This window comes from Bradyrhizobium jicamae, assembly GCF_018130695.1.
GTDB classification, from domain to species: Bacteria; Pseudomonadota; Alphaproteobacteria; order Rhizobiales; family Xanthobacteraceae; genus Bradyrhizobium; species Bradyrhizobium jicamae_B.
The window spans coordinates 24,561-38,324 of the sequence record NZ_JAFCJX010000007.1 but is presented as its reverse complement, the minus strand read 5'-3'; the positions used below and the strand labels follow the sequence as shown (position 1 = coordinate 38,324).

The window sequence follows — 13,764 nt, the reverse complement described above, 5'->3', positions numbered from 1 at the left end:
TAATGGAGCCAACAGGGGTCCCGCAGATGCATCATGACGTCATCGACATCCGCCTGCTCGAGGCCTTCGCGGCCGTGATGTCGGCCGGCAGCATCACCGGTGCGGCGCGGCTGCTCGACCGCTCGCAGCCGGTGGTGACGCGGCAGATCCAGGACCTCGAGGCCGACGTCGGCTATCTCCTGTTCTCGCGAAACGGTCCGCGCATCTCGCCGACAGCGAAGGGGATCTTGTTCCACGCCGAGGTCGAGCGGCTGCTGCTCGGCCTGAAGCACATCCGCGCGCGGGCTGCGGCGATCGGCGCCGGCGCGCTGCCGGTGCTGAGCATCGCCGCGATCCCAGCACTGGCCGCAGGCTTCGTGCCGGCCGCGCTCGCCACCGTCGAGCGCGAGCTGCTGCCGAAGCAGGTGCATGTTCAGGCGCTGTCGGCCGAGAACGTGGTGCAGTCCGTGCTGTCGCAGTCGGTCGATTTCGGGCTCGCCAGCCTGCCGGTGCAGCATCCCGGCCTCGACGTGCAATGGGTCTGCGAGGTGCCATGCGTGGCCTGCCTTGCCGCCGATCATCCGCTGGCAAAGCGCCGGACGATCCGCCTGAAGGATCTCACCGGCCGCCGCTTGCTCACCATGGCCAATCCCTATCGGCTGCGCCGCCGCGTCGAGGAAGCGCTGGAGCGCGCCGACGTCGCGCCATCAGAGGTGATCGACACCAACGCCTCGCTGACCGCGATCGCGATGGCCAAGCAGTCGCTCGGCATCGCCATCGTCGAGCCGGTGCTGACCTCCAGCCTCCCGGTCGAAGGCGTCGTCACCCGCCGCCTCGATGTCGATATCCCCTTCCGGTTTGCCGCACTGTCGCCGACCGGGCGCGAGTTGTCGCCGACAGTCGCGGCCGTCAACGCCGCGCTGCGCGCCGCGGTCGCATTGATGCCCGGCGCGCAACTTCGCAGCGGTGCGGACGCGCTCGTCGAGCCCGCCGGCGAAGCCGACGACATCGAAAGAGCAAACCCATGACCACGCCTGATACAGCCGGCCTCACAGCGCTCGAGGCGCGTCTCAAGCAGGATCTCGGCTGGCTGGAACTGCCGAGCAAGTCATGGGTGCCGCGCCGCATGGTCGGCGGCGCGACCGTCGTCGACGTGGTGATCATCGGCGCCGGCATGGCCGGCCTCGTCACCTCGGGCATGTTGAAGCGCCTCGGCGTCGACAACCATCTCGTGCTCGACCGCGCCGCGGCCGGCAAGGAAGGGCCATGGGTCAGCTTCGCGCGGATGCGCACGCTGCGCTCGCCGAAGGAATTGACCGGCCCCGCGATGGGCCTGCCGGCGCTGACCTTCCGCGCCTTCTACGAGGCACAATATGGCGAGGCGGCCTGGAAGGCGCTGGATCGCGCACCGCGCACGATGTGGATGGATTACCTGATCTGGTATCGCAGGGTGCTCGGCCTGCCCATCCGCAATGGCGTCTCGGTCGAGCGCATCCATGCCCGTGCCGATGGATTATTCGCGCTCGATGTCCGCGACGGCGGCAACCCGCGGAAACTTCTGGCGCGCCATGTCGTGCTGGCGACCGGGCGCGACGGGCTCGGCGGCCGCTATGTTCCGCCGCTGACTGAGCGGATCGACCGCCGCTTCTGGGCGCATTCGGCCGACGACATCGATTTCGACGCCCTCGCCGGCAAGCGCGTCGCCGTGGTCGGTGCCGGCGCCTCCGCGATGGACAATGCGGCGGTGGCGCTGGAGGCCGGTGCCGCGAGGCTCGACCTCTTCATCCGGCGGACCGACATTCCGCGCATCAACAAATTCACGGGCATCGGCAGCCAGGGCGTCGTGCATGGTTTCGCGGGACTGTCCGACGACTGGAAGTGGCGCTTCCTCGACCACACGCTGAATGCGCAGACGCCGCCGCCGCGGCAGAGCGTGCTGCGCGTCTCCGCCTATCCTCAGGCGCATTTCCATCTCGGCAGCCCGATCAACGATCTCGCCGTCGCGGGCGATCATCTCATCGTGACGACGCCGAAGGGCCGCTACGCGACCGACTTCATCGTCTTCGGCACCGGCTTCAAGGTCGACTTCGCGCTGCGGCCCGAGCTTGCCGAATTCGCGCCCCACATCCGCCTGTGGCGCGACCGCTTCACGCCGCCCGACGGCATGGACAATGCCGAGCTCGCGCATTCGCCCGACCTCGGCGACAGCTTTGAATTCTTGGAGAAGGTGCCGGGCGCCTGCCCGATGCTCTCCCGCCTGCACTGCTTCAACTATCCGGCGACGCTGAGCCACGGAAAACTCTCCGGCGACATCCCCGCGATCAGCGAAGGCGCCGATCGGCTGGCGCGCAGCATCGTGCGCCGCCTGTTCGTCGATGATCGCGCCATTCATTTCGACAACCTGAAGGCCTTCGCCACGCCCGAGCTGCTCGGCGACGAATGGACCGACGCCGACCTCGCAATCTCCTCCGCCGAATAGACCCGCCCCGCACTGAACAGGCCCACGCACATGCAGACGACGAACAGGAAGGCCATTGCGGCGGCGATCGCCGGCAATGCGATGGAATGGTACGACTTCACGGTGTTCGCGCTGATGACCCCGGTCATCAAGAGCCTGTTCTTTCCCGTCGACCCAAAGGATCCGAGCAGCGAGATCAACGCGCTGCTGCTGACGACCGCGCTGTTCGGCACCGGCTTCTTCATGCGGCCGATCGGCGGCCTCGTGCTCGGCTATTTCGGCGACCGCAGAGGACGCAAGGCCGCGATGACGCTCGGCATGGGGCTGATGGCGCTGGCGGTCGCCATGCTGGCGCTGACGCCGACCTACCGGACGGCAGGTATCGCGGCGCCCTTGATCGTGCTGCTGGCGCGGCTGCTGCAGGGCTTCTCCGTCGGCGGCGAGTTTGGCACCTCGACCGCCTATCTGATCGAAGCCGCGCCCGCCGGCCGCACCGGCTTCTACGGCTCCTGGCAGATCGCCGGCCAGTTGATGGCCAATGTGCTCGGCGCGGTGCTCGGTGCGGTCCTGACCCAGATGTTCACGCAGGAGCAGCTTGCCGCCGGCGCCTGGCGCATCCCGTTCTTCGTGGGGCTCGCGATCGTCCCGGTCCTGTTCTACATGCGCGTCAGCCTGGTCGAGCCCGAGGCCTCGCAGCGCGAGCGCACCGCCGCGCACAAGGACAAGTTTGCCGCCGCCCTCGCTCATCCCGGCCGCAACTATCTGATCGGCATGGGCATGGTGGTCGCCAGCGCGGTGTCGTTCTACGTCACCTTTGGTTACACCGTGACCTACGCCAAGGAAGTGCTGAAGCTGCCGCTCGGGCAAAGCTTCCTGGTGCAGATGATCGCCGCCATCGTAATGGTGATCGTGGTGCCGACCGCTGGCGCGATCTCCGACCGCTATCCGCGCAAGCCATTGCTGCTGGCGTCACTGATCGGTTATTTCGTGCTGCTCTATCCGCTCTATGCCTGGGTGATCTCCGAGCCGTCGATCACCAAGCTTCTGGTCACGCAGGTCGTGATCGGCTTCTTCGGCGCCTTCTTCCTCGGCGTCTACTGCACCACGCTGGTCGAGCTATTCCCGGTCCGCATCCGCTCGACCTCGCTGTCGATCGTCAACAATGTCGCGGTGCTGATCTCCGGCGGCTTCGCCCAGTTCTTCGTGACCTGGCTGATCACGCTCACCGGCTCGCCGCTCGCCCCGATCTTCTATGTCATGATCGGCGTCGGCCTCGGGCTGATCTCGGTGATCGCGATGCAGCCGGAGCCGCGCCGCAGCGACGCACCGGCTGGCATTGCTGCATAGCAGCGCGCTTCCCCCTCGTCGGCGCGCCCGCCGCTCGGTAACATCGGTCCCTGCAACTGCAGTGGACGCCGTCGATGAACCAGCCTGCCCCGGTCCTGGCTTTCGAAAAACTCGAGGAGCTCGCGCTTTTCAGCGCGCTCACGCCTGAGCAGCGCATGCGCACCTTTCGCGCGATGGTGCAGCGCGACCTCGTGCGCGGCGAATTCCTGGTGCAGCAGGGCGATGCCTCCGAGGCGATCTACGTCGTGCTGCATGGTGCGCTGGCGGTGCAACGCGCGAGCGAGACGCAACCCTTTGCCGAGCTCCGCGCCGGCGAAGTGATCGGCGAGATCGGCTTCTTCGCCAACCGGCCGCGTACCGCCAATGTGATCGCGATCCGCGACGCCAGTGTGCTGGTGCTCACGCGCGCCGCCTACAGGGGGCTCGCCGATGCGACGCCGGCGATCGCCGAGGCCCTGCTCGCAGCACTTGCGGACCGCTTTGCGAAGCGCACGGAGAACCTGCCGACGACCCGTGCCGCGGCAATCGCCCGCACCGTGACCATCCTCGACGGCGGGATCGAACCGATCCCGGCCGAATTCTGGCGTCGCCTGCGCACCGCGCTGGCCGAGACCAGCGCCGAACTGGTCGATCTCGCGCGCGTCAACGCGATGTTTCCCGGCCAGCCGCTCGATGCGCCGGAGGTGACGGGTTGGCTCAACCGGCTCGAACAGACGGCGCCCTTGATCGTGTACATTCCCGATCCCGGCAACGCGGTCTGGACCCACAAGGCGATCCGCCAGGCCGACACGGTCGTGTTCGCCTGCCGCGGCGAGGCGCCGGCGGCAGGACTCTCCGCGATCGAGACCTTCGCCTGCCAGATCCATCCGCCCGCGGCACGGCGGATCGTGCGGATTCACGACCGGCGCAGCGCCGAGGTGACCGGCACCGCGGCGTGGCTCGCCCGCCTGCCCTGCTTCATGCATCATCACGTCGCGCTGGAGGACCAGGCCGATATCGCGCGACTGGTTCGTTTCCTGTCCGGACGCGCGATCGGGTTCGTCGCGGCCGGCGGCGGCAGTTTCGGCTCGGCCCACGCCGGGATCTACAAGGCGTTCCGCGAACGCGGCGTGATCTTCGACATGTTCGTCGGCACCAGTGTCGGCTCGGCGATGGCCGCGGGCTTTGCCAAGAACTACGAGGCCGATCGCCTCGAACAGGGCACCCACGAGATCTTCGTGAAGAGCCGCAGCTTTCGCCGGCCGACCTGGCCGCGCTATGCGCTGCTGGACCACAAGGTGTTCGACCGTTCGCTCGCCGCGCAATTTGGTTCTGATTGCCGGATCGAGGATTGCTGGCGTCCGTTCGCGGCGGTCGCGACCAACCTCTCGACGCATTGCCTGGAACTGATCCGCAGCGGCGTGCTCTGGCAGGCGGTGCGCGCATCGAGCGCGATCCCCGGCATCCTGCCGCCGTTCTTCACGACCGACGGCGCGATGCTGGTCGACGGCTGCCTGATCGACAACGTGCCGCTGGAGCCGATGCATCAGCTCAAGGCCGGCCCCAATCTCGTGGTGCATTTCGGCCGCGCTACGGTCGAGACGTTCGACGTCGACTATGCCGCCTTGCCCAGCCGCACCGAGCTTGCCGCTGCGATGCTGCTCGGCGTGCGCAAGAGGCTGCTGCCCGCAGCACCGACGGCCGTCAACGTGCTGTGGCGGAGCCTGGTGGCACATCAGCGCTACGACGTGCTGCCGACCACGCCGCTCGACCTCGTGATGCGGCCGCCGATCCCCGACGGAATCGGCATCACCGCGTTCGAACGTCACAAGGAGATCTTTGATGCGGCCTATGTGTGGGCCGTCGCTTCGATCGATGCGATGGATGCCGAGGGGCATCCAGCGCTCGCGGCGCTACTCGCCAATCGCTAGAACTCGACGTAACTCAGGCGGCCGTCGCCGCCAAACGAGAACGTCCAGCCGAACAACTTGAGTTGGCCACCGCGCGCGTCGATGACGTCGTCGTTCTTCACGGGCGTCCATTTCAGGCCGCCATTGACCTGATCGAGCCGATCGAGCTTCAGTTCGCGGATATCCTTCTTCATTATTTTCTCCATTGCTGATTTGCGTACGACAGAACCTGGCGCCGCCGCGCCCGACGGCGTCAGGGAGACAAGTTGGATTCAATTGCCCCAGTTGCCCGCGCCGGGCAGGTTGCCGTTCACGGTCTGCCAGGAGCCGTCGCCGGGCTGGCCGCCAAACGGAATCCCGTCGATGGTGTCGCCCTGACCGACGGTGCCGCCCGCGCTGAGGGTCGGGCCGTGATAGCCGGGCAGGTTGGCGCGATTCCACATGCCGCCGCTGACGCCGGCGAGCGAGTCCAGAGCAAGTTCACGAACTTCATTGGCTTCAAACATGGTGTCTCCCCTTGTGTTGCGTGCGTGAGCGGGATGCTCAGCATGCGCGACGATGTAGCGCAGCGCCTGCCGCGCTGAATGTGCCGGCGCTCACACAACGATCCGCACGCGCCGAACGCCGTCGCGGCGCAGGCGTCCCAAGTCTGCATTGTGACTGACGTCACGGTGAGTGTGACGCGAACGCCTATCCTGCTGCCCATGGATCGAAGGGGAATGGTCCGCTTCGAACACACAGCAGGAGACAGCCATGAACAATTCGTTTGACGTTCGCGAAATCTCGATCGAAGCGCTCGATGTCGCCGTCGGTGGCGCGCAGGGCGACGGCTCCGGAACGGGCACCGGCACCGGCCATGGCGGTCACGGCCTCGCCCGCGCCATCCGCGGCATCATCGGCGCGATCGGCGACACCATCTCGTCGATCATCCACATGTTCTGATCCGAAACGAACCGCGGCGGATCACAAGGAAAGGGCCGCCTTGATCGGCGGCCTTTGTCTTCCAGGGGGAAGGCCCGATGCAAACGCATCCAGGCGAAATGATTTCGGCGCTAAAGCCGGCTCTTGATCGCTGTCAATATTCCGGTCGTGGTGTCGATCACCTTGACGGCCTGAAGGGCCTTGCCCTGTCCAAGCGGATTCTTGGCGCATTGCTCGGACAAGTCGACCAGCCGCTTGCGTTCGCTGGCGAGGATGACGTTGCTGTTGTCGACTGCGAACTTCACCAGACCCCGCACCGGAGTGTCGTCGCCGACGTCGGTCAGCTCCTTCTCCATCGTGATCAGATATTCGTAGCTCGCAAGCTCGTCGGAGATCTGCAGCAGTTCCCTGATCGTCGAGTTGATACAGCCGGCATCGCCGGTGCTGATGTCCGGCCGCTTCGCGGTCTCGACCAGATCCTTCATCAGGCCGCCGAACAGCAGCTTCAGGCTCTGGGCCTGCTTGAAATCACTCTCGGAGAGGACACCCGCCGATGACGAACCAGACCACAGCAAGCCGAGCAGCACGCTCACCGCAAGCGCGGTGCGGCGCGCATGCGTCGGGAATAGCGGCAGAGCCTGACCGATCAATCTCCGCATGCGGCTCGCGCCTCTCCGGCCGTTGTTGCGACAGCCTTTGTTGTGACAGCCTTTATTGTGACGATGTCCATTCTGTGCAATGATCTCCGCAAATTATTCCATGCAATCAATTAAACAGCCAGCGTACAGAGCAGATCAAGTTCATGGCGACGTCTGAAACGCTCGGACAGCAAGAGAATAAGAGCGCGGCCAGCGCGCCGCAACGGACATTTCGCGCCGCGGCGCTCGATCGCGCGGCCTCTCCCGAGCAGCTCGATCATCTCGTGGTCGTCACCAAGTCCGGCGACTGGATCATCACACTCGTGCTGATCGCCGCCCTTGCCGCCGTGCTGACCTGGGGCGTGTTCGGGCGGGTTCCGTCGCGCGTCTCCGGCGAAGGCATTCTGATCAGCAGCGGCGGCCGCGTGGTCGATGCGGTCTCGGCCGCCGCCGGCCGGCTGCAATCGGTCGCCGTGGTCGTCGGTGACCACGTCACGGAAGGCCAGCCGATCGCGCAGATCGCGCAGACCGACATCGAGCAAAAGCACAGCGCCGCCGTCGAGGTGCTGCACGAGCGCGAGGTGGAATACAACGACATCAAGACCAAGGCCCAGAGCGAGCTCGCCGCCAAGGGCAGCAATTTCGAGAAGCTCGAGGCCGCGCTGAAGCAGGTCATCAAGGCGACCAGCCAGCGCATCGAGTTCCTTGCGGTCGATGTCAAGAATCTCGAGGATCTGCTGGCCAAGGGCTACACCACACGACGCACGATGGATGAGCGCCGGCGCGAATACACCGACGCGCAGCAGCGGCTCGAGGACACACAGAACGAGATCCTGAAGATCAGGTCGCAGCGCACCGACCTGGAGACGCAGCGCGAGCGCGAGATCCAGCAGGCCGAGTTCAAGCTGAATGAAGCCCGGCGCCAGATGAATGCACTCGCCGAGCAGCTCAGCCAGAACACGCAGGTGCTGAGCCCGATCGAAGGACGCGTGCTGGAGGTGAAGATCTCGCCCGGCTCGGTGCTCTCGGTCGGCACCCCCGTGATCGCGATCGAGACCGAGGGCCAGAAACTGCAGGCCGTGGTCTATATCGCGGCCGAGCACGGCAAGCAGATCAAGCCGGGCATGCAGGTGCATCTCGAGCCGAGCACGGTCAAGCGCGAGGAATTCGGCATGATGCTCGGCACGATCACCAGCGTCTCCGACTTCCCGATGACGCCGCAGGGCATTGCCGCAACGCTGCACAATGAAAGCCTGGTCAGCCGCTTCACCAACAAGGGCGCGCCCTACGCGGCCGAGGTCGTGCTCGACGAGGACGCCTCCACGACGACCGGCTATCGGTGGGCGGTCGGTCAGGGACCGAATTTGCATCTGAGCAGCGGCACTTTGGCGAAGGCGGAAATCACGACGCGGCGGCAGCGGCCGCTCGACCTCGTGATCCCCCTGATCAGGCACTACACGGGCATCGATGGATAGGCCGGCCCCCACGCTCTCGGCCCTCAGCCGCATTCCGCGTCTGCTGCAGAAGAAGGTGAAGCGCACGCCCTTCATCCTGCAGATGGAGGCGGTCGAGTGCGGCGCCGCGGCGCTTGCGATCATCCTCGGCTATCACGGCGCGTGGATTCCGCTGGAGGAGCTGCGGATCGCCTGCGGCGTGTCGCGCGACGGCAGCAAGGCCAGCAACATCGTCCGCGCCGCGCGGCGCTACGGGCTGACGGCGCGCGGCTACAGCGTCGAGCCGCAGGCGCTGACGCAGTTGCCGATGCCCTGCATCATCCACTGGAACTTCAACCATTTCGTGGTGCTCGAGGGCATCAAGGGCAAGCACGCCTTCATCAACGATCCCGCGGCCGGCCGGCGGCGGATCGAGATGGAAGAGCTCGATCGCGCTTTCACCGGCGTGGTGCTGACCTTCGAGCCCGGCGAGACCTTCAGGAAGGTCGGCAGCAAGCCGAACGGGCTCGCTTTGCTGCTGCGCGAGCTGCGCAATTCGCGCGGCGCGGTTTGGCTCTTGGTTATCGTCAGCATCGCGATGGTGGTGCCGAACATCGTCTCCGCCGGCTTCTCGAAGATCTTCGTCGACGAGATCCTGATCAAGCGGATGGAAAGCTGGCTGGTGCCGCTGTTGATCGGCATGGCGCTGACGGCGGCGATGCGCGCGATTCTGGTGGCGGTCCGGCAATCGGTGCTGCTGCGGCTGCAATCCAAGCTCGCGGTCGTGATGACCAGCCGCTTCCTCTGGCGCATCATGGCGCTGCCGATGGAGTTCTTCACCCAGCGCCATGCCGGCGACATCGCCGGCCGGGTCGGATCCAACGAGCAGGTCGCCCGCCTGCTGTCCGGCGGCGTCACGATGAATGCGCTGAACCTGACCTCGGTGGTGCTGTTCGGCGCCGCGATGGCGATCTACGACGTCGCGCTCACCGCAACCTGCGTCGGCATCTCGCTGATGAACGTGTTGCTGCTGCGCCTGGTCGGCGCACGGCGGCAGGAGCTGAGTTATCGCCTCGCGGTCGAGCAAGGCAAGCTGATGGGCGCGACGGTGGGCATGGTGCGCACCATCGAGACCATCAAGGCCAGCGGCCTCGAAGACGACGTCTTCACCAAATGGGCGGGCTTGCAGGCCAACAATCTCAATGCCGAGCAGAAGCTCGGCGCCTCCGCCATCATCCTGGACATGGTGCCGGCGCTGCTGTCGGGGCTGATGGTCGCCGCGATCCTCGGGCTCGGCGGCTACCGGGTGATCCAGGGTTCTCTGACGCTGGGAAGTCTCGTTGCATTCCAGTCGCTGGCCGCGAACTTCTCCGAACCGTTCGCCAATCTCGTGAATTATTTCGGCAGCCTGCAGACCATCAAGGGCGCGCTGGAGCGGCTCGAGGACGTCTACAAATATCCGCTGCCACCGCCTCCGGCCGAGGGTGATGCCGAGACGTTTCCGCCAAAGCTTGCCGGCCAGGTCGAGCTGCGCAACGTCAGCTTCGGCTATTCGGTGCTGGAGCCGCCGCTGATCGCCGATTTGTCGCTGACCATCCCGGCCGGCTCGCGCGTCGCGCTGGTCGGCGTCTCCGGCAGCGGCAAGTCGACGCTCGGCAAGCTGATCTGCGGGCTGTACCGGCCGTGGGCCGGCGAGATCCGCTTCGATCGGTGGACGCTGTCGGACATTCCCGCGCAGGAGTTCGCCAACTCCGTCTCCTATGTCGATCAGGACATCTTCCTGTTCGAAGGCAGCGCGCGCGATAATCTGACGCTGTGGGATTCCACCGTCGAGGAGCGCGACCTGATCGGCGCGGCCAAGGACGCACTGGTGCATCATGACCTCGCGAGCCGGCCGGGCAATTACGATTGCCACGTCAACGAAGGCGGCAGCAATTTCAGCGGCGGCCAGCGGCAGCGGATCGAGATCGCCCGCGCCCTGGTCTGCAACCCTTCCGTCCTCGTGCTCGACGAGGCGACCGCCGCGCTCGATCCGATCACCGAGAAATCGATCGACGAAAATCTGCGCCGCCGCGGCTGCACCTGCATCATCATCGCGCATCGCCTCAGCACGGTGCGCGATTGCGACGAGATCATCGTGCTGGAGCGCGGCAAGATCGCCGAGCGCGGCACCCATGAGCAGCTGGTGGCGCTGCAGGGCGCCTATGCACGACTGGTGGCGACGGAATGAGCGATCTCCTCACCAGCGATGCGACAACCGCCGCCGCGAGCCGGCTGACGATCGATCCGCGTCGCCCCTTGCTGCTGAACGATCCCGACCATATGCTCAGAATCTGTAACGGGCACGTCGACGTGTTCGCCGTCGAGACCGGCGCGGCTGCGGGCATGCGGCACCATCTGTTCCGGCTCGAAGCGGGCGAGACCATCCTCGACCTGCACAGCGCATGCGAAGTCTCCGGCGGACGATTGCACATCGTCGCGATCGGCAGCCAGGGCGCTGAGCTCACAGCCATTCCGCGCAGCGATGCCGGCACGCTCGACAGCGTCGCCGGCTGGATCGCCCGGCTCGCGGCGCTGATGACCGATCCGGTGCCGCTCGACAACATCGCCGAATTGACCGGCGCCACCGAGCTGCAGCCCGGCGAGCGATGCCGCGGCCCGAAGCGGAACATCGCGTGGGCGCGTGTGATCGCGGGAACGGCGACCGTTCTCGATTTCCAGCCCGGCCTCACCTTGAGCGATCCGCCGCTGCCGCTGACGTCGGGCCTTTGGCTCGAAGCGGGCGCACAGGGCTGCAAGCTTGTCGCCGATGCGGCGACGCCAAGTGCTGAACTCGCATGGGCGGGTATCGACCGCCTGCATGTCGCTGTTATCGCGAGCCTGGAACGGACGCTGACCCGACAGCGGTCGCAGCAGCGCGAGCAACTGGCGCGGCGGGCCGGGCTGACCCAGGCACGCACGCGCGACGCATTCGAGCGGCTGTCCGAGATCGTCACACGGCAAACCGCGCGCAGCGAGACCGAGGTCGACGCCGCCGATCCGCTGCTGAGCAGCTGCCGGATCGTGGCGGACGCGCTCGGCACCACGATCACCCATGCGAGCCGCGCGAATCCGACCGGACAGGCTTTCGGCGACATCCTCGAGATCGCGCGCGCCTCGGGCCTGCGCGTTCGCCGCGTGCAGCTGCGCGATCGCTGGTGGAACACCGATGCCGGTCCGCTGCTGGCCTGGCACGGGCCGGCCTCCGATCCGGTCGCCCTGATCCGCAGCGGCAACCGCTACACCATGATCGACCCGGCACAGGACGGGCGGCGCACCCTCGACCGCGCGGTCGCGCAAAGGATCGCACCGGAGGCGATCAGCTTCTACAAGGCGCTACCGGCCACCCCGTTGCGCTACCGCGATCTCTTGACCTTCGCGATGGGCGGGATGACAGGCAGCCTCGTCCGCATCGCGCTGGTCATCATCGCCATCGGCCTGTTGTCGCTGGTCTCGCCGCTGATCACCAATTTCCTGGTCAACTCCGTCATCCCCCGCACCGAGTTCGACCAGCTCGTGGTCTGCACCGCGGCGCTCTGCGTCACCGCGCTGGCGATGGCGAGCCTGCAGGGCATGCAGGGCCTGGTGATGTTGCGGCTCGAGGGCCTGCTCGACTATCGGCTGCAGGCCGCCATCATCGACCGGCTGCTGCGGCTGCCGACCTCGCTGTTCCGCGACCACACCACCGGCGATCTCGTCAGCCGCGCGATGGGCATCGAGGCGGCGCGCCAGGTGTTCACGGGCCGCACGCTGCGGGGCATCACGTCGGCGCTGTTTGCGATCTTCAGCGTCGGCCTGATGTTCTATTACGACTGGAAGCTCGGCGCGATCGCGCTGCTTCTGACATTCGTCCGGGCGATTGCGATCCTCGCCACCAGCGCGGTGCGCATCTTCCACGAGATCAAGCAGTTCAATCTGCAGGGCAAGGTCGGCGGCTTCGTGCTGCAGCTGATCTCCGGCGTCAGCAAGCTGCGGGTGGCGAGCGCCACGGCGCGCGCGCTGGCGCGCTGGTCGGGGCAGTTCGCGACGCAGAAGCGCTCCTTCATCGCCTCGCAGCGCGCCGGCAACGTGCTCGGCGTGTTCGAGACCGCGTTCCCGATGCTGGCCACACTTCTGATCTTCGCACTGGCCTCCTACTTCAAGAGCACGCTGCTGACCGACCTCGGCGCCTTCCTCGGCTTCCTCAGCGCGTTCGGCCAGGCCACCGCCGCAATCGGCGGCTTTGCCACGAGCCTGAGTGAATCGCTGATCGCGATTCCCAGCATCACGCGCATGAAGCCAATCATCGCGGCCGCCGCCGAGATGACCGAGGACCGCCGCGCGCCCGGCGAGCTCTCCGGCGAGATCGAATTCTCCGGCGTCACCTTCCGCTACATCGAGGGCGGCGCAAAGGTGCTCGACGACATCACGCTGCGGATTCCGCGCGGCGAATATGTCGCGATCGTCGGCCCCTCCGGCAGCGGGAAATCATCGCTGTTCCGCCTCCTGCTCGGCTTCGAGCGGCCGGAGGCCGGCACCATCTTCTATGACGGCAAGGCGCTCAACACGATCGAGATCAATTCGGTGCGGCGCCAGCTCGGCGTGGTGCTGCAGGACACCAAGCTCGCCAGCGGCAGCCTGTACGACAACATTTGCGGCGGCGTCGAGCTGACGCAGGAGCAGGTCTGGGAGGCGGCGCGGCTCGCCGCCGTCGACAACGACATCCGCCAGATGCCGATGGGCCTGCACACGCTGGTGTCCGAAGGCGTCAACACGCTATCCGGCGGCCAGCGCCAGCGGCTCTTGATCGCGCGTGCGCTGGCGCGGAGCCCGCGCATCCTGCTGTTCGACGAGGCCACCAGCGCGCTCGACAACCAGACCCAGGCGGTGGTCGGCGACTCCTTGCAGCAATTGAGCATCACGCGGATCGTGATCGCGCATCGGCTGAGCACCATCCGCTACGCCGACCGCATCGTGATGGTGTCGGGCGGCCGGATCGTGCAATCCGGCAGCTATGACGAGCTGATGGCCGCGGGCGGACCGTTTGCCGAATTCGCGCGCCGGCAACTCGTGGGGTAACG

Annotated in this window: 11 protein-coding genes; 8 read left to right on the top strand and 3 right to left on the bottom strand. The window is 66.5% G+C overall.

Annotated features, from left to right (window positions below; genetic code table 11):
- The first annotated feature begins 26 nt into the window (after nt 1-26).
- The 4 genes from JQ604_RS11605 to JQ604_RS11590 all read left to right on the top strand — a co-directional run bounded on the left by JQ604_RS11605 (nt 27) and on the right by JQ604_RS11590 (nt 5,694).
- The gene (locus tag JQ604_RS11605) at nt 27-1,007 is read left to right on the top strand and encodes a LysR family transcriptional regulator (RefSeq protein ID WP_212357092.1); all 981 of its coding nucleotides are present in this window, start codon (nt 27-29) and stop codon (nt 1,005-1,007) included.
- On the top strand, nt 1,004-2,458 hold the full coding sequence (locus tag JQ604_RS11600) for an NAD(P)-binding domain-containing protein (RefSeq protein WP_212357089.1): 1,455 nt from the start codon (nt 1,004-1,006) through the stop codon (nt 2,456-2,458). Before JQ604_RS11605 ends, JQ604_RS11600 begins: the two co-directional genes overlap by 4 nt.
- A 30-nt stretch (nt 2,459-2,488) precedes the next feature.
- Nucleotides 2,489-3,784, top strand: a complete 1,296-nt coding sequence (locus tag JQ604_RS11595; RefSeq protein WP_212357086.1) for a citrate-proton symporter — start codon at nt 2,489-2,491, stop codon at nt 3,782-3,784.
- Between the two features lie 74 nt (nt 3,785-3,858).
- Nucleotides 3,859-5,694: a patatin-like phospholipase family protein gene (locus JQ604_RS11590; protein WP_212357083.1), complete on the top strand. Its 1,836-nt coding sequence runs from the start codon at nt 3,859-3,861 to the stop codon at nt 5,692-5,694.
- On the opposite strand, the gene JQ604_RS11585 is transcribed toward JQ604_RS11590, so the two are convergent.
- A complete protein-coding gene (locus JQ604_RS11585) occupies nt 5,691-5,867 on the bottom strand; it encodes a hypothetical protein (protein ID WP_212357080.1) in 177 nt (58 codons plus the stop codon). The genes JQ604_RS11590 and JQ604_RS11585 overlap by 4 nt on opposite strands.
- Nucleotides 5,868-5,945: 78 nt before the next feature.
- The gene (locus tag JQ604_RS11580; protein ID WP_212357077.1) at nt 5,946-6,179 is read right to left on the bottom strand and encodes a hypothetical protein; all 234 of its coding nucleotides are present in this window, start codon (nt 6,177-6,179) and stop codon (nt 5,946-5,948) included.
- A 247-nt stretch (nt 6,180-6,426) separates the two neighbouring features.
- On the opposite strand from JQ604_RS11580, the gene JQ604_RS11575 reads away from it, so the two are divergent.
- Nucleotides 6,427-6,615, top strand: a complete 189-nt coding sequence (locus JQ604_RS11575; RefSeq protein ID WP_212357074.1) for a hypothetical protein — start codon at nt 6,427-6,429, stop codon at nt 6,613-6,615.
- Between the two features lie 110 nt (nt 6,616-6,725).
- Here JQ604_RS11575 and JQ604_RS11570 read toward each other — a convergent pair whose 3' ends face one another.
- On the bottom strand, nt 6,726-7,253 hold the full coding sequence (locus JQ604_RS11570) for a hypothetical protein (RefSeq protein ID WP_249158203.1): 528 nt from the start codon (nt 7,251-7,253) through the stop codon (nt 6,726-6,728).
- 143 nt (nt 7,254-7,396) lie between these two features.
- Here JQ604_RS11570 and JQ604_RS11565 point away from each other — a divergent pair, with 143 nt between their 5' ends.
- Genes JQ604_RS11565 through JQ604_RS11555 form a run of 3 tightly spaced genes read left to right on the top strand, consistent with a single transcriptional unit; the run spans nt 7,397 to nt 13,762 of the window.
- On the top strand, nt 7,397-8,707 hold the full coding sequence (locus tag JQ604_RS11565) for an NHLP bacteriocin system secretion protein (protein ID WP_212357071.1): 1,311 nt from the start codon (nt 7,397-7,399) through the stop codon (nt 8,705-8,707).
- Entirely contained in the window at nt 8,700-10,895 is a 2,196-nt protein-coding gene (locus JQ604_RS11560; protein ID WP_212357067.1) for an NHLP family bacteriocin export ABC transporter peptidase/permease/ATPase subunit, read from the top strand. The genes JQ604_RS11565 and JQ604_RS11560 overlap by 8 nt, the downstream gene beginning before the upstream one ends.
- Nucleotides 10,892-13,762 (top strand): NHLP bacteriocin export ABC transporter permease/ATPase subunit, encoded by a 2,871-nt coding sequence (locus JQ604_RS11555; protein WP_212357064.1) that lies wholly within the window; start codon nt 10,892-10,894, stop codon nt 13,760-13,762. Before JQ604_RS11560 ends, JQ604_RS11555 begins: the two co-directional genes overlap by 4 nt.
- Nucleotides 13,763-13,764 lie beyond the last annotated feature (2 nt).

Bases quoted from the DNA above. Each gene is read 5' to 3' on its own strand.
- JQ604_RS11605 (WP_212357092.1), top strand. From the start codon at position 27: ATGCATCATGACGTCATCGACATCCGCCTGCTCGAGGCCTTCGCGGCC.
- JQ604_RS11600 (WP_212357089.1), top strand. From the start codon at position 1,004: ATGACCACGCCTGATACAGCCGGCCTCACAGCGCTCGAGGCGCGTCTC.
- JQ604_RS11595 (WP_212357086.1), top strand. From the start codon at position 2,489: ATGCAGACGACGAACAGGAAGGCCATTGCGGCGGCGATCGCCGGCAAT.
- JQ604_RS11590 (WP_212357083.1), top strand. From the start codon at position 3,859: ATGAACCAGCCTGCCCCGGTCCTGGCTTTCGAAAAACTCGAGGAGCTC.
- JQ604_RS11585 (WP_212357080.1), bottom strand. From the start codon at position 5,867: ATGAAGAAGGATATCCGCGAACTGAAGCTCGATCGGCTCGATCAGGTC.
- JQ604_RS11580 (WP_212357077.1), bottom strand. From the start codon at position 6,179: ATGTTTGAAGCCAATGAAGTTCGTGAACTTGCTCTGGACTCGCTCGCC.
- JQ604_RS11575 (WP_212357074.1), top strand. From the start codon at position 6,427: ATGAACAATTCGTTTGACGTTCGCGAAATCTCGATCGAAGCGCTCGAT.
- JQ604_RS11570 (WP_249158203.1), bottom strand. From the start codon at position 7,253: ATGCGGAGATTGATCGGTCAGGCTCTGCCGCTATTCCCGACGCATGCG.
- JQ604_RS11565 (WP_212357071.1), top strand. From the start codon at position 7,397: ATGGCGACGTCTGAAACGCTCGGACAGCAAGAGAATAAGAGCGCGGCC.
- JQ604_RS11560 (WP_212357067.1), top strand. From the start codon at position 8,700: ATGGATAGGCCGGCCCCCACGCTCTCGGCCCTCAGCCGCATTCCGCGT.
- JQ604_RS11555 (WP_212357064.1), top strand. From the start codon at position 10,892: ATGAGCGATCTCCTCACCAGCGATGCGACAACCGCCGCCGCGAGCCGG.